This window comes from Halogranum gelatinilyticum (genome assembly GCF_900103715.1).
GTDB classification, from domain to species: Archaea; Halobacteriota; Halobacteria; order Halobacteriales; family Haloferacaceae; genus Halogranum; species Halogranum gelatinilyticum.
This window is the reverse complement of record NZ_FNHL01000006.1, coordinates 47,551-69,345: the sequence shown is the minus strand read 5'-3', so window position 1 is coordinate 69,345 and position 21,795 is coordinate 47,551. Positions and strand designations below refer to the sequence as shown.

General features: G+C 60.7%; 19 protein-coding genes. 9 read left to right on the top strand and 10 right to left on the bottom strand.

Annotated features, from left to right (window positions below; translation table 11 throughout):
• Positions 1 to 5: 5 nt before the first annotated feature.
• Together BLR57_RS19080 and BLR57_RS16930 are read right to left on the bottom strand one after the other, a co-directional pair.
• Positions 6 to 710: a hypothetical protein gene (locus BLR57_RS19080; protein WP_139173387.1), complete on the bottom strand. Its 705-nt coding sequence runs from the start codon at positions 708 to 710 to the stop codon at positions 6 to 8.
• A gap of 562 nt (positions 711 to 1,272) precedes the next feature.
• Entirely contained in the window at positions 1,273 to 1,578 is a 306-nt protein-coding gene (locus tag BLR57_RS16930) for a hypothetical protein (protein ID WP_089699553.1), read from the bottom strand.
• Between the two features lie 193 nt (positions 1,579 to 1,771).
• Between BLR57_RS16930 and BLR57_RS19540 the strand changes: the two genes are divergently transcribed.
• Complete coding sequence (locus BLR57_RS19540) at positions 1,772 to 2,005, top strand: HTH domain-containing protein (protein WP_170830691.1); 234 nt, start codon at positions 1,772 to 1,774, stop codon at positions 2,003 to 2,005.
• A 7-nt stretch (positions 2,006 to 2,012) separates the two neighbouring features.
• Here BLR57_RS19540 and BLR57_RS16920 read toward each other — a convergent pair whose 3' ends face one another.
• The gene (locus BLR57_RS16920) at positions 2,013 to 2,300 is read right to left on the bottom strand and encodes a helix-turn-helix domain-containing protein (protein ID WP_170830690.1); all 288 of its coding nucleotides are present in this window, start codon (positions 2,298 to 2,300) and stop codon (positions 2,013 to 2,015) included.
• A gap of 283 nt (positions 2,301 to 2,583) precedes the next feature.
• Between BLR57_RS16920 and BLR57_RS16915 the strand changes: the two genes are divergently transcribed.
• The 4 genes from BLR57_RS16915 to BLR57_RS16895 all read left to right on the top strand — a co-directional run bounded on the left by BLR57_RS16915 (position 2,584) and on the right by BLR57_RS16895 (position 8,255).
• Complete coding sequence (locus BLR57_RS16915; RefSeq protein WP_089699552.1) at positions 2,584 to 3,261, top strand: hypothetical protein; 678 nt, start codon at positions 2,584 to 2,586, stop codon at positions 3,259 to 3,261.
• Between the two features lie 278 nt (positions 3,262 to 3,539).
• Positions 3,540 to 4,682, top strand: a complete 1,143-nt coding sequence (locus tag BLR57_RS19075; protein ID WP_139173386.1) for a hypothetical protein — start codon at positions 3,540 to 3,542, stop codon at positions 4,680 to 4,682.
• Positions 4,683 to 5,433: 751 nt separating this feature from the next.
• The gene (locus BLR57_RS19780) at positions 5,434 to 5,994 is read left to right on the top strand and encodes an HNH endonuclease (protein WP_244510083.1); all 561 of its coding nucleotides are present in this window, start codon (positions 5,434 to 5,436) and stop codon (positions 5,992 to 5,994) included.
• Between the two features lie 1,085 nt (positions 5,995 to 7,079).
• Positions 7,080 to 8,255, top strand: coding sequence for a dipeptidase (locus tag BLR57_RS16895; protein ID WP_089699547.1), 1,176 nt, complete (start codon positions 7,080 to 7,082; stop codon positions 8,253 to 8,255).
• Positions 8,256 to 8,264: 9 nt separating this feature from the next.
• Here the strand turns inward: BLR57_RS16895 and BLR57_RS16890 are convergent, their stop codons facing one another.
• Entirely contained in the window at positions 8,265 to 10,055 is a 1,791-nt protein-coding gene (locus tag BLR57_RS16890) for a M28 family metallopeptidase (RefSeq protein ID WP_089699545.1), read from the bottom strand.
• A gap of 206 nt (positions 10,056 to 10,261) precedes the next feature.
• Between BLR57_RS16890 and BLR57_RS16885 the strand changes: the two genes are divergently transcribed.
• From BLR57_RS16885 to BLR57_RS16875, 3 genes are all read left to right on the top strand, one after another.
• On the top strand, positions 10,262 to 11,944 hold the full coding sequence (locus BLR57_RS16885) for an ABC transporter substrate-binding protein (protein ID WP_244510081.1): 1,683 nt from the start codon (positions 10,262 to 10,264) through the stop codon (positions 11,942 to 11,944).
• 189 nt (positions 11,945 to 12,133) lie between these two features.
• Positions 12,134 to 12,883, top strand: a complete 750-nt coding sequence (locus tag BLR57_RS16880) for an aspartate/glutamate racemase family protein (RefSeq protein WP_244510080.1) — start codon at positions 12,134 to 12,136, stop codon at positions 12,881 to 12,883.
• A gap of 133 nt (positions 12,884 to 13,016) precedes the next feature.
• Positions 13,017 to 14,195, top strand: coding sequence for a metal-dependent hydrolase family protein (locus BLR57_RS16875; protein WP_089699541.1), 1,179 nt, complete (start codon positions 13,017 to 13,019; stop codon positions 14,193 to 14,195).
• A 13-nt stretch (positions 14,196 to 14,208) separates the two neighbouring features.
• On the opposite strand, the gene BLR57_RS16870 is transcribed toward BLR57_RS16875, so the two are convergent.
• From BLR57_RS16870 to BLR57_RS16845, 6 genes are all read right to left on the bottom strand, one after another.
• Positions 14,209 to 15,249, bottom strand: coding sequence for an ABC transporter ATP-binding protein (locus BLR57_RS16870; protein ID WP_089699539.1), 1,041 nt, complete (start codon positions 15,247 to 15,249; stop codon positions 14,209 to 14,211).
• Positions 15,246 to 16,310 (bottom strand): ABC transporter ATP-binding protein, encoded by a 1,065-nt coding sequence (locus BLR57_RS16865; protein ID WP_089699537.1) that lies wholly within the window; start codon positions 16,308 to 16,310, stop codon positions 15,246 to 15,248. Before BLR57_RS16865 ends, BLR57_RS16870 begins: the two co-directional genes overlap by 4 nt.
• Complete coding sequence (locus BLR57_RS16860) at positions 16,310 to 17,194, bottom strand: ABC transporter permease (RefSeq protein WP_089699535.1); 885 nt, start codon at positions 17,192 to 17,194, stop codon at positions 16,310 to 16,312. The genes BLR57_RS16865 and BLR57_RS16860 overlap by 1 nt, the downstream gene beginning before the upstream one ends.
• Before the next feature lie 2 nt (positions 17,195 to 17,196).
• On the bottom strand, positions 17,197 to 18,153 hold the full coding sequence (locus BLR57_RS16855) for an ABC transporter permease (protein ID WP_089699533.1): 957 nt from the start codon (positions 18,151 to 18,153) through the stop codon (positions 17,197 to 17,199).
• Positions 18,154 to 18,336: 183 nt separating this feature from the next.
• Positions 18,337 to 19,068 (bottom strand): aspartate/glutamate racemase family protein, encoded by a 732-nt coding sequence (locus BLR57_RS16850; RefSeq protein ID WP_089699530.1) that lies wholly within the window; start codon positions 19,066 to 19,068, stop codon positions 18,337 to 18,339.
• Between the two features lie 160 nt (positions 19,069 to 19,228).
• Positions 19,229 to 20,314, bottom strand: coding sequence for a mandelate racemase/muconate lactonizing enzyme family protein (locus BLR57_RS16845; RefSeq protein WP_170830689.1), 1,086 nt, complete (start codon positions 20,312 to 20,314; stop codon positions 19,229 to 19,231).
• A gap of 255 nt (positions 20,315 to 20,569) precedes the next feature.
• Here BLR57_RS16845 and BLR57_RS16840 point away from each other — a divergent pair, with 255 nt between their 5' ends.
• Positions 20,570 to 21,604 carry a zinc-binding dehydrogenase gene (locus tag BLR57_RS16840; RefSeq protein WP_089699527.1) on the top strand — a complete coding sequence of 345 codons (1,035 nt, stop codon included), beginning with the start codon at positions 20,570 to 20,572 and terminating at the stop codon, positions 21,602 to 21,604.
• Positions 21,605 to 21,795: the final 191 nt, after the last annotated feature.

Sequence of the window (21,795 nt, the reverse complement as noted above, 5' to 3'; positions counted from 1 at the left end):
AGCCATCAGGCATCAAGTCGGTAGAGGAGTAAATCAGAGCTTGCCGAGAGGATGTCGCCAACGAGCGCGTCGACAGTCGAATCAGCCGACGAAACGCCGAAGACACAGACTCCGGCTGGGTTTTTGTATCCGATATCGGTCAGTCTGTCTTTCACCTCGGTGGCCAACTGTGCCTTCCCGACATCGACAGTCGGTGACCCAGCATCGCGGAGTGCTTTGACGAAGGTTGGTGTCCTCGATAAGACGACTCCACCAGAACGAAGGAACTCGTGTTCTTCGCCAAGTGTCTCCAGTAAACGACTGTCCCGGGCAGACTTGTCCAACGCGTTCTCCCACTGTAGTCCCGAAGGCTTCGAGTCAACTGAAAACTCACTCACGCCGTTTCGATCGAGTGAGGCGACGATCTGGTCTCTGGAGGCAGTTTCGGCCTGTCCACGATAGAAGTTCCAGACACTCGTATTCCGTACATCGTGCTGGTCTCCGTTTTCGAGCAGTTCACGAAATGTCGAAGGCACACACAGGGTTCCGATTCGAGGCTTTGTAGGCATCTCTCCAAGCGTCGCTTGCGTTTGCGACTCGAATACCTTTGAATCGGTCAAGCGTTCGAGTGAGCTACTCGCGACGAGTAGAGATGGATCAAGCAAGACGTCGAGCGGTGGGCGGAATTTTCCTTCGAGTTCTCTCCTAAGTTGGTCGTTTCCAGCTCTCATTGAGCGCCGTTTCACGACGACCGCTGATAAATTACCCTTCATAAACCAATTCCCTGGCCAGCCTGCCAGTTTACTCTACATTTGGACACCATTTTCAGGCCATGGATGCAGTCCGATGTAATCCTACATCGTCTACCGTTTTGAGCACCAATTTGAGACCTTGTGGGGTGGAATTATCGGTAAACACGTCTCACGCGCAAAAGTACACATATGCACCCGGAACTCCGCAAGCGCCAAGAGAAGACGTGCCGACTCCCCCATTGAACGCCACCGAAGCTCCAATGCCTATGAACGAATCCTCTCCGATTACGACGCGGTAGAGTCAACAGTAACGACAGGTTTTAAATGGAAAGTGGACTGGTTAGGAGCTATTCGGGTTGGCAGTCGTGCACTTCAATCCGCTCCGGCAACCCCACTTTCCCACACACGGGACACTCAACAAGCGGCGTCGGCGCTAAGTCCTCAGTCGACTCCAAGGCCGCATACAGATGCGCTTGCACGTCTGCATCCTCAGTTCGCGACAGTGCCTGCGAGAGATGCATCTGTAACTCTTCACGGCCACTCATGCGTGGGCTTCCTTCCGCTGAGAGTCACGTTGCAGGCCAATCTCTGCAAGCTGACCAATTGAGGCCCACCCACGCTCTTGGGCAACAAACTGCCGCCATTCGACAAGCGGGCGGCCCTCGAGTTGCTGGTAGTGGTCGAGTGCGCGCCCGTCGAAGACGACGACCGCGTCGGCGGGACGGTAATAGTGATGCGTCGCCCCGGTAGCGTCGACGCCGAGGGTAAACGACCGGGCGATGGCGTTGGTGAGTTGGTTGGCTAGCGATACGGTACGCTCTTGTGTCGCGGTGTGCGTAGTTGACATTGGTCTTCTGGTACCTTTGGAAGACCGGTCCCGCGTGTTCCAAGCACGCGGGCATTCTCACGCCCAAGAGGGACCCGTCTTCCTTACCTTGAGACACGTGTCTTATGGTGAAAAAGGTGCCGCTTTTCCAGATGTAGTCTTTCCAGTAGACAGGTGTCGCAAGGGCTACGTGTGTGGATTTGTAGGTACTAGTATGACCCGTGACCGTGACAAAAGGGGGATGTTCACAGAGCTTACGACAGCTGAAGCGGTTATCAAAGTACTCGAAGCATCAGACGACCCGGTGATGACTGCAAAAGAAATTGCGGATCACTTAGAAGTCTCACGAGATACCGTGGGCAGAAAATTGGCTCAGCTCTTAGAGGAAGAGAAAGTGAGTCAGAAGAAGGTAGGCGCTAGAGCTGTTGTTTGGTGGATTCAAGACTAGGTGTGCATCAACCTGCGGAGCCCTCTAACGGCAGTTCTTCTGCTTCAATCTCACCTGCAAGGTACGCACTACCTTTCTCTGTCAGCTCATACATTCCTCGCTCTTCGTCGTGGTATTCGACTAACCCCGCAGACTTCAACTTCCTAAGTCGTTGGTTAACGGTCGAAAGTGTATAGCCGATGTTGACTTCAATGACGCCTGGTGTGGCTATTAGCTGGCGATTTCCCTCATTAAGTAAAAACTCCAGTATCGCATCATCCGCACGGGTCATCCAATCTACGTGCGGCCGTCTCATGACTTCGAAAGTCTGTGTTTGGCCAATAAACGTAGATGGTCTGCTCAAAAAGTGCATTGTCTGGATTCTCATAGTGCAGTGTACAGTGCACTAATCCTAAGTAGGTTCGGAGAGTAGGCTGGAACAACGACTAGTCGCCGGATTTGATTGTCCTCTAAGAAAGGACCCGTGGTGACGCACGGATCCGGTGCGGTCGTTAGACACTAAACCGCATGTCTTTGAACACACCACCTACTCAAAAAGGTCTCGTCGCACAGTCGCCTGTCGCTACGGAGGGCACCCAATGAGCCCATCCCTCGTCGACGAACTCGAGACGCTCAAGTCCCGTATCGACGCCCTCGAAATGAAGAACGAGCAACTCCAAACCCGCGTCGACACCCTCGAAGCTGAAAACACCGAACTCAAATCGACCGTCGACGACCAAACCGAGACTATCGAGTCCCAGCACGCCGACCTCGCCGAGTACAATGCTCGCGTCCGCAAGCTCGAAACTACCACCGAATCAGCTAGTAAACACCGCAAGTGCCTCCAACAGCAGTTCCACGAGTTGACCACTGACGACGTCGCCACAACCAACGACGTCGCATCACTCTCGCCGCTCCAGCAGGTCGTCGCCTTCTCGAAAGACGCCGTCGAGAAACTCACACCCAACGAGAAACGTGCACGCTACGTCGCCAAAGGCCTCTCTGACTACGCAAAGAAAGTCCCAGCTGGCTACGCCATCGATTCGAGTACCATCAGCAACGTCCTGCGCTCGAAAGACGGCGAGAGCCCCCACACTGAAACCGTCTCGCGAGTAATGGAGTTCCTCAATCGGTTCGGCAAAGATGAGACGAAGATCGTCAAACGCCGCGGGACGAAACGCGTCGTCTTCACAGAACGGGCAGTCGCGGATCTCGAGTCGGCGACGAGTGAAGACGCCCGCAGTATCACAGACGTGGTGATGTGGTGGAGACAGTGAGTGCGTGATAGCCGCCGAATCACACTAGATACACGGTAGGACATTGACACGCCACGTCGGGACGCACGGCATTTCTAGCAGCAGCACTCGGGAAATCCTCAGGTGTTGTAGGAGTAGTAGTGGTAGATGAAACAAGTTAGAGTGGTTCGCTTGCTCGAAGCTTATCACAACGGGTGTGATGAGCAATAGTTCACGAGAGCCTCGGGACATGAGCGTCAATAATTCGGCATTAATGTAACTGAGCCAACCTTTTATACATAGCAAGCATCCTTTTGCTAATGGATGATTGGTCTGCAGAGGAACTAGAGCAAGTGTTGGATTCGATGGGACTTGATAAGAGGTGTGTCTACGACGCATTGTTTGAGATTTGTTGCTGTGGAGGGAGGAAAGCGTATCAACTTGGGACAAAGCACAGCGATGCCGGAGGAAATGTAGTTCAAGGAGGCAACAAATTGTGGGACCACCCGGGTGTCGCTTATCTCAAGCAGTTCGAACTTGTAGAGAGTAGTGCGACAGGGAGTGGGGAGAATCGCGTATACTCGTATAAGTTAACTGACGGAGCCAAGGAGGTTGGTGGACAGATATCTCAGAGACGGATAAATGAACAGCAATCAGTTATTAAAGAGATTCTGTCAGACTATTCGGACGAATTCTTGCAAATCGTCTTGATTGGAGGAACACAATATGGACGATGGAAATCCGGAGATACTGAGAGCGTCACGATTCCAGTGAAGAATTTTGCATCATTTCGGGATGAACCCTGGGTGGCAGCTCTCTCAAGTGAGCTTAGGAGTATGGAGACACGCCACATATCGGAGTTCGCTTCAAGAGAAGACCTCGAAATGTTGGTCGAATCTGACTCGAAAAAGGAAGATACGATTGATATAACAACGAAGTATCATGAGGAATTGGCGAGGAATTTCGGTGGTATATTTTCTATGCTATTACTCAAGATACCGGCCTTCCACGAGCAGACACTTAGCTTGTTCGAGCGATTAGAAGAGGTAGGCTTGGCGTTTCCAGATCGAGTATACACGACAAGTGGGAAGTCATGTACTGCGTACTGGCGGGCACCATATGAGTTGACATTCCTTATCAACTCATCGCCATTAGAGGAAGTAATCGCTGAATTTTCTGCGTTATATCCGTTTTTGAAATCCATCGGGGGTAGCCGCGCGTCATTGTACACGAAACAGGAGTTTGAGAGTGATGTGAAGCGGGTGGAATACGTGAATGGCAGCACGAGCATTGAGTCAATTCGAAACCGACTTACCGATCTTCATGAAGAGGGACTCACCTCGAAGCTAAATGATGCGAGTAAGGGTTCTCGACCAGCATTTTTGATGCTTGATGAAGAGCGGTTCGAGAATTACTTACAACAAGAGATAGAATCAATCGTCGCCCCGATGCTGAATGAGTGACTGACCACAGTTTGTACGCACAGTAGAACTGCTGTCTAATCTGACTCTGATTGGGTGCGAGTCGATATTCCGGATGTGGCGGACCCGGATCACGAGCGGTATCACGGCGTCCATGGCCGTGTAGTTGCGGTGCTAGATGACGATGCTGGTGTGACCACTGGGCAGGACAAGGATTCTGAGTTGTTCCGCGTCGAGTTGAACTCGGGTGAAGAGGTGGATTTCCGGTCGCGGGATTTACGGCCGCCGATTGATGACCCACCAGAGTCGTGACGAAGTCGTGTCGGTAAGGGGAAACGTCTTGATCCGGGTGTGAGTGGGTCGGTGTATGCCTGCGGATCGACTGCGAAGTATCGTCCCGATGTTTGGCGGGGCGTCGCAGTACGTGGAGTCGTTAAATGCGGTTCTCAAGTTCGTTGTGACACATCATCCGTCGACGGATGAGTTAGTCGGGTGGCATCGCGGGTCGTTTGCAAACGTGTCGAGCCGCGATTCAATCTTGCGGCGAGTGTCGTACTTGGAGAACGTCGGTTTCTTGCAACGCGTGGGTGATGAGTGGCGGTTAGGTGATGCTGGCCGAGAGTACACGGCGGAGCACGACACTGAGATTCTGCTTCGAATTATGTGTGAGCGGAACGTGGGGTTGCGGAGTTTACTGTACGCATTATCTGCGGGGTCGTTGACGATTGCGGAGATCAGTGAACAGCAGTTGGATACGCACCCCGAATTAGGGTGGAGTCGTGGGGAGACAGACATGGCGAAACAGCGTGCGAACTGGTTGCGGAGCATGGGTCTCGTCGAGACACGCGGCGACGAGTACGTGCTAACGGACGATGGCTGGGAGTTCGTCGGTCACGCCGTCGGTGAGTGGCGAGACGCTGAGTGGACGTCTACAGCGGGTGATCAAGAGTTCCATGCGGGGACGTACGAGACGACGGTGGTTGCGCGTACTGTGGACCCGGAGTTCCGCGCGACGGTGTTGTCGCGGTACGACGGGATGTGCCCCGTGTCGGGTGTGGACCACGCGGCGTTGTTGGATGTGGCACACGTGTTGCCGTGGAGTGAGTTCCCAGAGCACCGCGCGGACGTGCGGAACGTCGTGCCGCTCAGTAAAACACATCACGCCGCGTTTGACCGGGAGCTGTTCACTATTGACCGCGAATTCCGGTTACGCGTAAACCCGTCATTCGAAACGAGAAGCGACGTGCTGCAACGCACCATCATCGACCGCGCCGGCGAATACTTCCCGCGACTCGACGATGCGTTGAACCCTGAGTACGTCGTCCAGCACAACGCCACTCTCGAATGGGTCTGAGTGCCGTGTGCCTCATTGGTCAAGGTGTCAGCTCTTGGCTGAGTGTTCTAACGCCCTTCGTTGTTGAGGAGCTTCTCTTTGTCGTCTGTTTGATAGACGAGTCCGCGATGTTCAATGGGGCTAGCGCACGGTGACCGGTACTTCAGTGGACGTCGGCGCGGCGTGCGAGCTCCGTCGCTGGGACTGAAACCCGAAGGGCACAACACCGGTTGCACACCCAGAAGCCACCGAAATCACCGACCTCGAACTCCCGTCGCTCCATCCACTCGAAGTATACGCCACCGTCTTCACGGCGATAGAGCAACGCATCGAGACACTGTGGTCGGCACAGTGATCCCGCGAGGGATGACCAGGGGTTCAAAATTGGCCGTAGAATTATATATTCTTGGATAATTGCACGACTATAGGACGAACCGCTTCGCGTGGTCGGCAGCCACGTTCGTCGAGCCACCGCAGGAATCATCGGGGCCGGTACGCAAGTCGAGTAAGCACGTCCAGTTACGTCGGCTGAAGAGGTCCAACCGGTGGACGACACCGTATGTAGAAATCATGCGACAGGCGAGCCAGATTGCCCGAATCTGGGTGTTCAGTCGAGACAGATCTTGGGATGTCACTCCCCTGTCGCAGATCGTGAGTTCGTGAATTCGCGAGTTCGTCGTGGGACTCGTCCCGGCCGTCAACCCGGATTCTGTTGTTGTTCAACGGGGTGCACCCGGTTGACTTCCGATCGTCCGTCGATCTCGGATAACTGGAACGTAAGAAGTCGAGACCGAAGGGGCGGCCGAAGAAACCGTCGAGGAATGGGAACGTCAGCACTGGCGTCGCGCTCTCCCGTCGGCTCCAACTTCGGCTGTACTATTGGAAACCTTGTCTGATTACTTCTGATATTATGAGTATTTGAACGGCCTAAGCGATGGTCGTTCTGAACAGCCTCCAAGCGATTCGATGTCACGTCGTCCGAGCCGACACCAACTATTCGTCCCGCGAGACGGGTTGCGTCCGAGAGCTCCGGGGACAGTCACCCATCCGGGAGGCATACAGGGCTGACGTCAAACTATATTACAGCGGGTGTTCCTTGTTAGCGCATGGGTTCGGACAAGCAGTATGACGGCTACCAGTCGTACGACTACCTCGAAGAGGGCGAGGACTACACCGGCTTCGACCTGGCTGAGATGTTCTCCGGATACGACGCACACGAGATACCGCTCTCGGAGGACGAGCAAGACCGGATGGAGGCACTCGTCGCCGACGAGGTAGTGGTGTCTCTCCACGACCACCCCTTCTACTTCCCCGAAGACGTCCACGGAGACCTCTGGGACTACGTCCGCGAAGGCAGAGTCCACACGGCCTACGAGTTCCTGTCACAGACGTCGCTCGACGCGGCGTTCGATATGCATCTCGACGGACTGTCGGGTATCCACTCGAAGCACGGCTGGAAGTGGGACGACATCGTCCACGACGTTTCGATGCGGGCGTGCGATATCGCCCACTCCGACTACGCGATGCGGTGTGGCGACGTCGACGACATCTTCCGTGCACGCGAAGCGGGGAAGATCGCCATCGTACCCGCACTGGAGTCGGCGGCGATGATCGAAAACGAACTCGACCGGATCGAACTGCTTTACGGAATGGGTGTTCGTTGTATGGGTATTACGTACAACGCGTCGAACTCCCTCGGCACGGGACAGGGCGACATCTACGAACGCGACGGGGGACTCACCGCCTTCGGAGTCGACGCCGTTCATCGGATGAACAAGGTCGGGATGGCCATCTCGACCAGCCACTCCAGCCCGCAGACGACCCTCGACGTGTGTGAGGTCACCGAGCGACCGATCTTCGACACGCACGCGCTCGCACAGACCGGCGGGATGGGCCAGCGTGGCTCCTCGGACGAGGAGCTACGCGCCATCGCGGACACCGGCGGCGTCATCGGAATCCTCTGTTCGACCCACTTGCCGGACATTGATACCTACATGGAACACTTCGAGTACGTGGTCGACCTCGTGGGGATCGACCACGTCGCGTTCGGGCCGGACGTCCTCTACGGAGACCACACGTCACTACTCGAGGTGCTGGGGGAGTTCCACGGTGTCGAACTGCCGGAGAGTACGATGCAGAACCCCTACGTGAAGGGACTGGAGAACCCGACGGAGGCGTGGAACAACATCCCACGGTGGCTGGTGCGAAACGACTACTCCGACGAGGACATCGGAAAGGTACTCGGTGGCAACATCATCCGCGTGCTCGACGAGGTCTGGTAGCCAGCCCGCTCAGGCGGTCGGAATCTTTTCGAGCAGCTGTTCGATCTCGTAGACGACGCTGTTCTGTTCGCGCTGTAACTGCCGTGCCAGGAACCGACGTTCGTCCGAGTCGAGCGTCCCGGTATCGAACTGCTCGGCTGGCGCGTAACGTGGCACGGGCTGTCTGGACACTGCGGGGTCCTGCTCGAACTGGCCCGCTTTAACGAGGTTCAGTCTGGTGAGCACCCGCGAGAGTTCCGTGATGGTCCGGTTGGCGACGGTGGGGTCGACGTCACCGGACGACACGGCGGTCTCGAACGCCTCGATTTCTGTCGTGAGCCGAGTGAGCGTCTCAAGCGTCGGCGAGAAGTCGAACCTGTCACCGGCAGCGTCGTCGTACCGCTGCACTGCCGAGTGGATCTTCGCGGCGTTGCGCCCGTGGTCGAACGGGAGGACGTCGGCAGTGAGAACCCGGAGGAGACTCACGGCGTACACGCGGATGTCGCGGACGAGTTCCTCGCGACCGGCCGTGTCGAGGGTGTCCGTCGTCAGATGCCACGCGTCGGAGTTGCCTCCGCAGCCGCCGACCGTGTGGTAGCCTCGCTCGTCGCGGACGTCTGCGGGGATGTTCGACGACAGCATGAAGAAGCCCGTGATTCCGAGGTTGTCGAACGAGTAGTCGCCCGCCCGGAACGGGAACCGCTCCTGTGAGCGGGCACCGGTCACGTCGTCGATGGCGTCCGTCACGAGACCGTGCGCCTCCGGCGTCCAGCAGGACATATCCGCGTATTCCGTCGCGTCCTTCGCCCCCGGACTGTCCATGTTCACGTGAGCCACACAGTTGCGGGCCAGATCGAGACCGAACGCGTCGGCGTACCACGTCGACCCGGCGTACCGGCCCGTCGAGTGGCCCGGCCACCAGGCGATTCGGAGGTTCCGTTGGAGTTCGTCGGCGTGGCCGTCGAGTACCCGCGCCAGTTCGAGGAGACCGGCGTCTCCGGTCGCGTTGTCGGTGATCCCCACGTGCCACGAGTCGTAGTGGCCGTGGAGGAGGACGAACTCCTCCGTGTCGGCGTCTGACGGTCCGATCTCGGCGACGACGAGCGGACACTCGAACCAGCCGGTCGTCAGGTCCGTCGAGACCTCGACCGTCACCCCGTCGTCCGACTCGGCCCACTCGCGTAACTGGGCTCCGTCGGGCTTGGTGACGTGGACGATAGGAATGTCCGGAATCAGGTCCTGCTCGCCGAGTTCCGGAACGGCACCCCAGATGGGCGTCGCGATGCCGTTGTGCGGCTCCCGTTCGTGTTGGTGGATGGCGACGACCGCCTCGGCACCCTTGTCTTCCAGCATCCGGGTCGCCCGAATCGACAGGCTACCAGCCGCCGTCAACGCGACCTTCCCGGCGAGGTCGCCGACGTCGGCGTACGGTTCCGACGGTATCTCGTCGGGGTCGGGGTCGTCGAGGAAGCTGGGTCCGGCCGAGCCGACGTACTCGACCGGGCCAGTAACCGTCCTGTCGGCCGAAAACGAGACGGTCTTGACGAAGCTCCCCTCGAAGTCGCGGTCGACGGCAGTGACCGACGCGTCGTGAGGCAGGCTGAGATACAGTTCGGGGTCGTACCGCTCGTACTCGATGTCGAAGGCCTCCAGGCGGTCGATGATGTACTCGGCAGCGGCGACCTCGTCGTCGCTTCCGGAGACACGTTCGAGGTCGGCGAACCGCTCTAAGAGCGCCCACGGCTCTTCGTCGTCGATCTCGTCGGCGACACGTCGTTCCAGACCTGACAGTGCGGACTCGTTGGCAATCCGGTGACTCATGCCGTAGAGGACCCGAATGGAGTATAAAGAGGTTGTGTAAGAGGCAGTCAGCGGGCCGTCCTTTTCTGCCGACAATTCGCCCCGATTAAGTGGTGGTACGCCAGCACGTTGCCGAATTCACCCGACGAGTCGGTGAGAACAACCCACCATGGTATGGTATTTCACCACAGGACTTATATCGCCCCGTTACCCCAATCGTGGTAGTCATGTCCGAGAAGCCGATGGAGAAGACGATGGTAAACCTCTCTGAGATGTCGCGCCGGGACGTAATCAAGACGCTGGGTCCCGCGGCTGCGGCAGTGGGACTGGCGGGATGTATGGGAGGGGACAGTGGTGGAGACGGTGGCAGCGACGGCGGAGGTGACGGTGGTGATGGGGGCACCACCTCGACGACGACCCAGTCGTCGTCACAGCCGCAGGTCGGTGGCACGTTGAACGCGGGGATGAAAGTCGGGATCGAGACGATGGACGGGCGGTCCGTGACCGGACTCCAGTCGTTCCAGGTCTTCTACAACATCTACTCGAAGCTGATGCGGTGGCGGCGCGACGGCGACGAGCTCGTGTTGGTCGGAGACCTGGCGACCGAGTGGGAGTGGGAAGACGACACGACGCTCGTAATCTCTCTCAACGAGGACGCCGTGTTCCACAACGGCGAGCCGGTGACTGCCAACGACGTGGCCTACACGTTCGATACGCTGTACGACCAGCCGCAGTACACCGCCTCCCTGCTGTTCGCCCAGGACGTGACGGTGTCCGCCCGAGACGAACACACCGTGGAGTTCGATACCGGCGAGCAGCCGTTCGCCTCTCTGGAGTCGACGCTCGGATTCATCGTCGGCATCATCAACGAGAAGGCGGACAAGGAGGGCGATATGTCGTCTAACCCCGTCGGCTCCGGGCCGTTCGTATTCGAGGAATGGGTCGACGGCGACCACGTCTACATGAACAAGTTCGAGGACTACTGGAAGGAAGACGAGGACGGCACCCAACTGCCGTATCTCGACCGGATCGAGTTCACGATCTACCCCGACGTCAACACGAAACTCACCACGTTGGAACAGGACCAACTGGACTGGATCGACCTCGTTCCCCGCCGGGAAGTCGAACGCATCCGCAACCACGATACGCTGGTCACGGAGGACAGCGGCCAGGGCGCGTTCATGGGCATCATCCAGTTCAACACGACCGCGCCGCCGTTCAGCGACCCGAACGTCCGGAAGGCCGTTCTCCACGCGATGGACTGGGATACAGTCCTCGAAGTGGCGTTCCACGGGGTCGCGAGCCGGGCCGACAACTTCCCGATCCCGCCACAGTCCGGGTGGGACCCCGACGTCGAGGACCCGTATCAGGGCCAAGACTTGGAACGGGCCGAAGAGCTACTCGCCGAAGCCGAGGTCGACCACACCGCCGAGTTCACCAACTTCGTCACCCGGGGCGACAACATCCGGATCACGATGCAGGAACTCCTCCAGGAGATGCTCAACCAGAACCTGGGGATGAACTTCAACATCCAGATCGCCGACGGGAGCGTCGTCTTCGAGGAGCAGAGCAACAACAACTTCGGCTTCACCGTCTCGGGGTTCAACGGGATGTTCGACCCCGATCAGATGTTCAGCGTGAACCTGGTCGAGGGGGCGTTCTTCAACTACGGCGGCTACGTCAACGAGGAGATCCAGCAGCTGGTCCCACAGGCACGCCAGACGACCGACCGGGCACAGCGCGAGGAGCTGTACGGACAGATCATGGAGCAGTACATCGCGGACGCCGGGAAATACTACCCGTACTGGGACCACGCCGTCCAGGCGATGCAGCCGCGCGTCAAGAACTACAAGCCGCTTCTCGACCAGGAGTGGTGGTTCGAGCAGGTCTGGCTCGACCAGAGTATGTAGTAGCCGCCCGCTGACCGTCCGCAGCGTTTTTCGCGTCGTCGCAACGTAATTAGTCTCCATCGCGCGCCGTCGGAACCGACGCCAGCCGCTCGTCTCGTCCCACTTGATCGGTCGCTGTCCTGTTGTCGAATCTCCCCTCGTTGACCCACCATGCATGGCTTTATCATGGTGTGTGGGGTTGTCACACGTATGCCTTCGATAGCATACCTTGTGCCAGGTGTCGGCCTGGACGACGACGAACTCGACCGCCGGGAAGCGATCGCCAACGACCTCGTGACGGACGACGTCCGAGTCGTCGAGGCAGGGGAGGGACCGCTCTCCATCGAGAGTACAGTCGAAGAGGAGTGGAGCACCATCGGGGTGATGAAGGGCGTCGCCGAACACGAAGCCGACGTCGACGCGTTCGTCATCGGCTGTTTCGGCGACCCGGGGCTGGCCGCAGCCCGTGAGCTGACCGACACCCCCGTCGTCGGTCCCGCCGCAGCGTCGTTTCACACGGCCGTACAGCTCGCCGACCGCTTCTCCTGTCTCACCATCCTCGAATCGACGAAACCGTTCACACGACGGCTCGTACACGAGTACGGGCTGGGCGACCGGCTGGCGAGCGTCCCGGTCGTGGAGGCACCGGTCCTCGACATCGACCACGGGTCGGACGATATCGTCCAGGACATGATCGATGCAGGCCGGGACGCCGTCGAAAACGACGGGGCGGAAGCACTCGTGCCGGGCTGTATGAGCCTCTCGTTCATGCAGGTCCACGACGAGATCGCCGACGCCGTGGGCGTGCCGTTCATCGATCCGGTGACTGCGAGCCTCGAAACCGCGAGTACGTGGGCGCGACACGGGATGACACACAGCCGGGAGACGTATCCCAGTGCAAACCGGGAGAAGCTCGACGGACTGCTAGGGTCGGGACCGCTCACGGCGGACGACGACTGACAGGAAGCCACCGCTCGGCGTTCCATGCACCGAGCCGATTACAGCAGCAAGCACCGCGACAGGCGTCTCCCGCCGGTCCGTCCGGGCCGCCTGCGTGCGAACTCGACGACTCCACGGACCACCATCTACCGACATGAACGACTCAGACACCGAGACGACCGAACTGCGAGCAGTACGAACGAAGGGCATCTACGACCCCGAGCACCGCGACTACGACAGGACCGTGGTCGTGTTCGAGGCGGGCCGCGTGAGCGAGATTCGAGACGACGTCCCGAACGACGTCCCCCTCGTTGCCGACCACGACGGGGTGGCGACACCCGGACTCGTCGACGCCCATTCTCACGCCACCATCCGACCGTGGGAGGGGAATCAGCTCGGACAGCTCGGTGCCCACCGGACGACGGCGACGGTCAGAGCCGTGAACAATCTCCGCACCGACCTCGAAGCGGGAACGACGACGATGCGACTGATGGCCGAGGAGGGATATCTCGACGTCAGATTGGCCGAAGCCGAGCAGTCGGGGGAACTCGAGAGTCCACGGCTCCTGCCGAGCGGCATCCACCTCACCCCGACCGACGGCCACGGGATGGTCCACAGCGCGACCGACGGGGTCGAAGAGATCCGACGTCGCATCCGGGAGAACATGCGGGAGGGGGCGACGCACACCAAGTATTTCGCGACGGGCGGTATCTCCTCGGATACGGGGTCACCAGGCCAGTCACAGTACTCGCGTGAGGAGGTACGGACCATCGTCGACGAGACGCACCGACACGAGAAACACGTCGCGACCCACGCACACGGGGGTGCCGGGGCGCGGATGGCGATCGAGGAGGGCGTCGACACGATCGAGCACGCGAACCTCTTCGGCGACGAGGAGATCGACATGCTCGAAGGGTCGGATCAGTACGTCGTGGGCAACTTCGCCATCGGCTCTCATCCCCGTGGAATCGAGGCTGGAGACGCCGACAACCCGGCGATCATGGCGAAGCTCAGAGAGTCGAGAGAGACGAGTGCCGAGGCCTGGCGGCAGATCCTCCAGACCGACGTGAACATCGCCATCGGGACCGACAGTATGCACGGCTATATGTACTACGAGGCCGGGAAGATCGTCGAGTTGGGTGCGACGACTGAGCAGGCGTTAAACGCCGCGACGCTGGACGCAGCGCGTGCCATCGACCGAGAGGACGAAGTCGGAAGCGTCACCCCTGGCAAGCGAGGAGACCTCGTCTTGCTCGACGGCGACCCGACGGAGGACATCAGTGCCCTCGAAAACCCGGCCGGAGTGTTCAAAGACGGCGTGCGGGTCGCCTGACCGCCCGTCAGAATCAGTCGGTCGCTTCCCCGTGCTCTTCTATCGGTATCTCGTCGACGTCCTCGAACGCGCTCACGTCCTCCCAGTGATGACAAGAGGCCTCACGTCCCTCGAACACCGGTTCCAGCAGTGGCTTGTCGCTCTCACACTGCTCGGTGGCGTACTCACAGCGCGGGTGGAACGGACAGCCGCTCGGTGGGTTGATCGGCGACGGAATCTCCCCCGTCAGTCGCTGTCCGCGGCGGCGGACGTGTGGATTCGCCTGAGGGACGGAGGCCAGCAGTCCTTCGGTGTACGGATGGGCTGGACCCCCGAACAGAGAGGCAGTCTCACCCTGTTCGACGATCTCGCCGAGATACATGACCGCGACCCGGTCGCTGAGATGCTTGACAACGCCGAGGTCGTGAGAGATGAACAGATACGACAGGTTCCGCTCGCGCTGGAGTCGCATGAGCAGGTTCAGGATTCGGGCCTGGACGGATACGTCCAGCGCGGAGACGGGTTCGTCGAGGATGAGGAACTCCGGGTCGACCGACAGCGCGGTCGCGATGGAGACGCGCTGTAACTGGCCGCCGCTCAGTTCGTGTGGATACCGGTCGGCGAAGTCGGGGTCCAGATTGACGGTCTCCAACAGGTCGTCGACGCGGTCACGACGCTCCGCTTTCGAGAGATCCGTGTGGATCTTCAGCGGTTCGGCGATGGTCGAACCGACGCGGTAGCGCGGGTCCAGACTGGAGTACGGGTCTTGAAACACCATCTGGACGGACTGTCGGTACTCCCTCAGGCCTTCGTCGGACAGCTCGTGGATGTCGTTACCGCGGTAGCGGACCACCCCGGACGTCGGCCGGTGGATGCGGGTGACGACGTTGCCGACGGTCGACTTGCCCGCACCGCTCTCGCCGACGAGTGCGAGCGTCTCGCCGCGTCCGACCTCGAAAGAGACGTCGCGGACGGCGGTGAGCGTCCGGGTGTTTCCCAGCAGACGCGAGATGACGCCGCTGTTCAGCGGGAACTGCTTCGTGAGTCCGTCGACCTCCAGTATCGGCTCGGTCATCGCTGCTCCCCCCCTTCGGGGTGCTCGAGTTGGCCGTCGGGCCGTTCCCCGTCGCCCTCCGTTGACCCTTCGTACTCGGGGTTCTCGGCCGGGTCGTACAGATAGCAGCGGACGGTCGAGCCGTTCTCCCGGTACACCTGCGGGATGTCGCCGGTCTCGCAGGCGTCACTACACACCTTCGTACACCGAGGGTGGTAGCGACAGCCCGATGGTGGATCGCGGAGGTCCGGCGGCGTTCCCTTGATGACTGTAAGCTCCGATTTCATCTCGTGGGTCTCCGGGATCGACCGGAGCAAGTCCTCGGTGTACGGATGCTTCGGGTCGTCGTAGACGACGTCGACCGGACTGATTTCGACCAGGTTGCCCGCGTACATCACGCCCACCCGGTCACAGACCTCCGCGACGACACCGAGGTCGTGCGTGATCAGGATGACCGAGGTGTCGTGGTTGTCGTTGATGTCCTCCAAGAGGTCGAGAATCTGCGCCTGGATGGAGACGTCCAGCCCGGTCGTCGGTTCGTCGGCGATGAGCAGGCCCGGATTACACGAGAGCGCGATGGCGATGACGACGCGCTGACGCATCCCGCCCGAGAACTGGTGTGGATAGTCGTCGAGGCGGTCTTCGGGGCTGGGAATGCCGACGTCCGCGAGCGACTGGATCGCACGCTTCCGGGCCTCCTGTTTCGAGACGTCGAGATGCTGGCGGATCGTCTCGATCAGCTGCCGCCCGATGGTGTAGACCGGGTCCAGACTGGTGTTGGGGTCCTGAAACACCATGCTGATCTCCCGCCCTCTGATCTGTCTGGCGAGTTCCCGGTCGGACATGGCTGCGAGATCCCAGTCGCCGTACCGGATCTCGCCGCCCGTTATCTCGCCGTTGTCGTCGAGCAGTCGCAAGATCGTACTCGCGAGCGTGCTCTTGCCACAGCCGGACTCGCCGACGATGCCGAAGATCTCGTCGTTCTGGACGTCGAACGACACTCGGTCGACGGCGTGGACCGCGTCGTGTTTCGTGGTGTACGTCACTTGGAGGTCACGTACACTGAGACGTGGACTCGTCATCAGCGGTTCACCTGCCTCGGGTCGAAGGTGTCACGGAGACCGTCGCCGATGGTATTGAAGCCGATGACGGGAATCATGATCGCCAACCCGGGGAAGATGCTGTACCACCACGCGGTGGCGAGATAGTCCTTCCCCTCCGTGAGCATCCGCCCGAGCGACGGATCCGGCGGCTGGACGCCGACACCGAGGAACGACAGCGTGGCCGTCGTCAGGATGCCGAAGGCGAACTGTAGCGTGATGGCGACGATGAGCGGCCCGACCGCGTTGGGGAGGATATGCCGGAAGACGATGCGAGCCTGGCTCGCGCCGCGGACTTCCAGGCTCTTGACGAACTGCTCCTCTCGGAGGGAGACGGCTTCACTTCTGGCGACCCGGGCGAAGATGGGCGTGTACGCGACGCCGAGCACCAGCAGCACGCCCCACTTCGACGGGCCGAGTGCCGAGATCAACGCCAGCGCGAGGATGAGCGAGGGGAAGGCCATCAACACGTCCACTGCGCGCATGATCGACTGGTCGGTCCAGCCGCCGCGGTATCCAGCTGTCAGCCCGATCGACGTGCCCAGGGCGAACGCCATCATGACGCCGCCGAGGGTGATCGTCATCACGGTCTGGTAGCCGTACAGCACGCGGGAGAAGATGTCCCGGCCCAGATTGTCGGTCCCGAACAGATGGTCCGCCGACGGCCCTTCGAGGATCGCGTCGTAGTTCTGTGTTCGGGGTTCGTACGGCGCGATCTGTGGCGCGAACAGCGTGATCACGCCGACAGAGATGATGAGAAACAGCCCGAAGACTGCGAGTTTGTTCTCGAGGAAGCTCTCGGCGAACTGACGGAGCTGCGACTCGTCGCGCCCCGTCGTCTGTTGGGGTTGGGTTTCGGTTGCCATTGTTAGGTCTCCTCCTCCATGATGCGCGGATCGAGATACGAGATTATCAGGTCGGTCCCGAGGTTGACCGCCGAGAACCACAGGGCGAGGAGGAGGACCGAACCCTGTACGAGCGGGTAATCCCGCTGGAGAACCGCCTGAAGGACCGTCCGTCCGAGTCCGGGGATGGCGAAGATCTGCTCGACGACGACTGCCCCCGACAACATGTAGCCGAACTGCAGGCCGATGACCGTGATGACGGGGATGAAGCTGTTTTTCAGCGCGTGGCCGAACAGGATCGACCGGGACCGAAGCCCCTTCGCCTTCAGGAACCGGATATACTCCTCTCCCATCGTCTCGATCATCGACGACCGCATCATCCGCATCGCCACCGCGACCGCCACCAGCGTCATCGTCAGCGTGGGCAGTGCCATGTGCCGGAGGTTCTCCACGAGATCCTCCGAGGGCGCGACGTAGCCGCTGACCGGGAACCAGTTCAGGCCGACCGCAAAGACGGCGATGAACACGACCCCGGAGAAGAACGTCGGCACGCTCACGCCCGTGATTCCGACGCCCATGCTGAAGTAGTCCACAGCACTGTTCTTGTTCAGTGCGGCGACGATCCCCAGGGGAATGCTCAGAGACAGCGACACGAACAACGTGAGCAGGACCAGCTCGAGGCTCACGAAGAAGCGGTCTGCCAGTATCGGTGCCACGGGTCCGTTGAACGAGTAGGACTGTCCCAGATTGCCGACGAGGACGCCGGAGAACCACTCGACGTACTGGACCGGGAGCGGCTCGTGCAGCCCCAGTTCCCGTTCGATCTCCAGTACCCGCTCCTCCGTCGCCCGAACCCCGAGCATCGCGACCGCCGGACTCCCCGGTACGAGATGGACGAGGTAGAACACGAAGACTGACACGCCCAAGAGCGTGGGGACGAACAGCAAGAGACGTTTGAGGACGTATTCATACCATTCCATGTTAGCTCCCTACAGGGATTCGTGCTTAAGCATTGTGATGCTATCGATTACCACACCACCCAGTCGGCGAAGAAAACCCTGTTGGACGGCCTGTCGTCGCCCGTCGAGTGGTCGGGTGGTCAAGTGAGCGAGTGAACAAGTGAATGAGTGATTGAATGATTGAGTGTCCGCGGCAGCCACAGCTCAGCTGGAGAAGAGACCGTCGAGTTTCGACCGGTCCGGGGCCGGATACGTGGCGGAACTCTGCGTGACGTTCCAGTGTGCCCACATCGACGCTGTCCCGAGACCGATCCGGACGGGGTCGAGAAACGGGACCCCGAGCTCCGCGGCGATGCCGTCGTGGACCTGCATGAACGAGAGGCTCATACAGCCCGGAATGAGTGCCTCGGCCCCGTCCTCCGTGACGGCGTCTCGGCCCGTCGTGATCATGTCCTCGACCAGCGAGTCCGAGGAATGGTCGATGTCGAGGACCGGTGCCTCCACCACCCTGACGGACGCGAGGCGGTCGTCCAGATGTGCCTCGTGGATCTGCCGGTGGACCATGGGTTCGGTCGAATCGAGGATCGTCAACACGCTGAACCGGTCGGCCACCTGTGCGGCCGTGTAGAACGTCGCCGTCGCCGACCCGACCACCGGTTTCCGCGTCATCTCTCGGACGGCGGCCAGCCCCGGCTCGCCGAAGCAGCCGACGAAGAACGCGTCGAACTCGTCTTCGCGCGCTTCGACCGACCGCACGAGTTCGGCGGCCGCCCACTGTTCTTCGACCGTGGACTCGACCGAGAGCGGTGCGTTCGAGGGTGTGACCACCCGGACGGTGTCGCCGTCCGGTACCAGTTCGTTCGCGACACGTTCCCGTCGTTCGATCTCCTCGTCGCCATGTCCGACACTAGAGAGCAGGTACGCGATATCTGCCATGGCTACGAGAGGGGAACTCGATTATAAATAACTACGCTCCCTCGCGAACCCTGCCGTGGTTCGGCCTGGTTCCGCCTGGTTCCGCCTGGTTCCGCCAGTACGAGCCTCACATCACGGACGGCGGCGGTGCGGCCCCGCTGTCCGTCCTATGTCGGAGTCGTCACTCGAACAGGTCGTCGTCGAGTGCGACGCCGATTCCCGGCCCGTCGGGGACGGGTGTCTCCGGGCCGACGACGAGCGGTTCGTCCGTCGGGTCCTCGGCGAGCAACGCCGGGTCGAGTTCGCACGCCGACGGGATGGCGGGGATGACGGCGGCGAGATGGAGAATCGCGCTCGCCTCCAGCGAGGTCCCGAAGGCACTGACAGCGGTCGCGTTCAGTCGGTGTTGGGCGGCTGTCCGCGCCATGTCCGCCATGGTGCGGAGCGACCCCGTCTTGGCGAGTTTGAGATGGCAGCCGCGTGCGAGACCTTCCTGGCCGATGCGCTCGACGTCGCTGGGAGCGTGCACGAATTCGTCGGCGTAGACCGGGATACCGGTGTCCTCCCAGAGCTTCAGGAGATCTTCCGGCCGGTCGGGAGCCACGGGTTGCTCGAAGTACTCTATCTTCGAGCGGTCCGCAATGGCCGTGATCGCCGCTTTCGCCTTCGGATACGACTCCCAGCCGGTGTTTGCGTCGATGCGCGCCGTCGCGTCGGCCGGGAGCTGGTCGAGCACCGCGTCGATCCGCGCCACGTCGGCAGCGACGTCGCCGGTCGCCTTGATCTTGAAGCGACGGTAGCCCGCCTCGATGCCGGTTTGAGTCACCTCACGGGCGCGGTCCGGTGGGAGACCGGGGACCGGATAGACGCAGGGGACCGTCTCCCGATGTCCGACACCGAGCAGTTCCCACAGAGGAACATCAGCTCGTTTGCCCTGGAGGTCGAGCAGCGCGAGTTCGACTGCGGCTTTGCCCCCAGCGTTGTGTGGAAAGTCACCCCCGAATGTGGCGACTTCCCGGGCGGCGTCGTCCAGGGTCGCGCCCTCGATGCGCGGGACGAGCCAGTCGTCGAGAAACGCGACCATGCTCCGTGTCGTCTCGCCGGTGAACCACGGCAGCGCGGTTCCCTCGCCGTATCCCGTAAGCCCGTTGTCGGTACGGAGGCGGACGAAGGCGTGGTCGGTCGTCAGATGGTCCTCGTAGCTCACCGGGAAGTCGTCTGCGAGCGGAATATCGCGGCCAACGACGTCGACGTCCGTTATCTCCATCGTGCCCCCTCCGCGGTTCCAGTGGCTCCTCGCCGTCGGGTTCTCCGTGCCATACCCCCGTATCCACCGGCCAGCGACTAAAGCGTATGTGCGCAGGTCGGTGTCTCGTCCCTGCTGGACAGCCGCTGTTGCTCGCATTCGTGTCTCTGCTCTGCCGAGATAGCCGCGTCGCCCGCGTTCATGCGTGCGCTACCTCCAGTCGGCAAATGTTGCCTGCCCCCCCGAGGCTATGCTGGCGTCCGGGGAGACCGAACTATGCGTGCCGCTCACCTGACCCGACTCGGTAGCCCGGAGGATGCGATCTCGTTGGTCGACGTCGAAACGCCGGAACCGGGTCCGGAGGAGGTCAGACTTCGCGTCGAGGCCTGCGCCCTGAACCGACTGGACGTGTTCGCTCGGCTCGGCCATCCCGACGAAGAGGACCACTTCCCCAAGCAGACCGGCGGCGACGTCGCGGGCGTCGTCGACGCCGTCGGCGACGACGTGACAGACTGGGAACCCGGCGACAGTGCCGTCGTGTATCCGATCGTCTCCTGTGGCGACTGTGAGTACTGCTCGATGGGCGAACAGACGATGTGTCCGAGTTACGAGATCGTCGGCGAGAGCCGTCCCGGCGGACTCGCCGAATATCTCGTCGTCCCCGCGGCGATCCTCGATCCGATTCCCGACGGCGTCGACTTCGTGACCGCCGCTGCATACCCCGTCGCCTTCACGACGGCGTGGCGAATGATCGTCACGGCGGGTGGCCTCCGGCCGGGCGAGTCGGCACTCGTCCTCGGTGCCTCCGGAGGCGTCGGAAACGCCGCCGCTCGGATCGCTGCATTCCTCGGTGCGACCGTCTACGCGACGACTTCCACCGCTGAGAAAGCGGACGTGCTGTCGGCCATCGCCGACGAGGTAATCGACTATACCGCCGTCCCGTTCGACGAGGCGGTCGCGGATCTGACGGACGGTCGTGGTGTCGATCTGGTCGCCGACCACGTCGGCCAGGAGACGTGGCAGACGAGTATCGACAGTCTCGCGAGCGGGGGTCGGATGGTGATCTGCGGTGCCACATCCGGTGCGAATCCCGACCTCGACATCCGGTCCGTGTACCAACGCCATCGCAGGATTATCGGTGCCCCGATGGGCAACCGCCAGGAGTTCCGGACGGTCAGTCGGCTGATCAGTGCGGGCGACCTGAAGCCGTGTGTCGACCGCACGCTGCCGCTCGACCGAATCCACGAGGGACACCGTGCCCTGGAGGACCGCGAGGTGGTCGGAAAGGTCGTGATTCGACCCGGAGAGTGAGTCAGGACTGGGTGTTCGGCTGTCCAGTAGGGGGTTAGTAGCGACGTGAAACCAGAGGTTCGAAGGCTCGAACGTCGAAGTAGTGTGGCACTTGTTACCAATATAAGTTCGATGGGAGCGAACGATACAGAATATTATTCGACAACATCGAATTGAGTTGAAACGCTGAATCAGTGCGACAGCGTTCTTGA

Coding starts and splice junctions, on each gene's coding strand:
- BLR57_RS19080 (WP_139173387.1), bottom strand. CDS start 710: ATGAGAGCTGGAAACGACCAACTTAGGAGAGAACTCGAAGGAAAATTC.
- BLR57_RS16930 (WP_089699553.1), bottom strand. CDS start 1,578: ATGTCAACTACGCACACCGCGACACAAGAGCGTACCGTATCGCTAGCC.
- BLR57_RS19540 (WP_170830691.1), top strand. CDS start 1,772: ATGACCCGTGACCGTGACAAAAGGGGGATGTTCACAGAGCTTACGACA.
- BLR57_RS16920 (WP_170830690.1), bottom strand. CDS start 2,300: ATGAGACGGCCGCACGTAGATTGGATGACCCGTGCGGATGATGCGATA.
- BLR57_RS16915 (WP_089699552.1), top strand. CDS start 2,584: ATGAGCCCATCCCTCGTCGACGAACTCGAGACGCTCAAGTCCCGTATC.
- BLR57_RS19075 (WP_139173386.1), top strand. CDS start 3,540: ATGGATGATTGGTCTGCAGAGGAACTAGAGCAAGTGTTGGATTCGATG.
- BLR57_RS19780 (WP_244510083.1), top strand. CDS start 5,434: ATGGCGAAACAGCGTGCGAACTGGTTGCGGAGCATGGGTCTCGTCGAG.
- BLR57_RS16895 (WP_089699547.1), top strand. CDS start 7,080: ATGGGTTCGGACAAGCAGTATGACGGCTACCAGTCGTACGACTACCTC.
- BLR57_RS16890 (WP_089699545.1), bottom strand. CDS start 10,055: ATGAGTCACCGGATTGCCAACGAGTCCGCACTGTCAGGTCTGGAACGA.
- BLR57_RS16885 (WP_244510081.1), top strand. CDS start 10,262: ATGTCCGAGAAGCCGATGGAGAAGACGATGGTAAACCTCTCTGAGATG.
- BLR57_RS16880 (WP_244510080.1), top strand. CDS start 12,134: ATGCCTTCGATAGCATACCTTGTGCCAGGTGTCGGCCTGGACGACGAC.
- BLR57_RS16875 (WP_089699541.1), top strand. CDS start 13,017: ATGAACGACTCAGACACCGAGACGACCGAACTGCGAGCAGTACGAACG.
- BLR57_RS16870 (WP_089699539.1), bottom strand. CDS start 15,249: ATGACCGAGCCGATACTGGAGGTCGACGGACTCACGAAGCAGTTCCCG.
- BLR57_RS16865 (WP_089699537.1), bottom strand. CDS start 16,310: ATGACGAGTCCACGTCTCAGTGTACGTGACCTCCAAGTGACGTACACC.
- BLR57_RS16860 (WP_089699535.1), bottom strand. CDS start 17,194: ATGGCAACCGAAACCCAACCCCAACAGACGACGGGGCGCGACGAGTCG.
- BLR57_RS16855 (WP_089699533.1), bottom strand. CDS start 18,153: ATGGAATGGTATGAATACGTCCTCAAACGTCTCTTGCTGTTCGTCCCC.
- BLR57_RS16850 (WP_089699530.1), bottom strand. CDS start 19,068: ATGGCAGATATCGCGTACCTGCTCTCTAGTGTCGGACATGGCGACGAG.
- BLR57_RS16845 (WP_170830689.1), bottom strand. CDS start 20,314: ATGGAGATAACGGACGTCGACGTCGTTGGCCGCGATATTCCGCTCGCA.
- BLR57_RS16840 (WP_089699527.1), top strand. CDS start 20,570: ATGCGTGCCGCTCACCTGACCCGACTCGGTAGCCCGGAGGATGCGATC.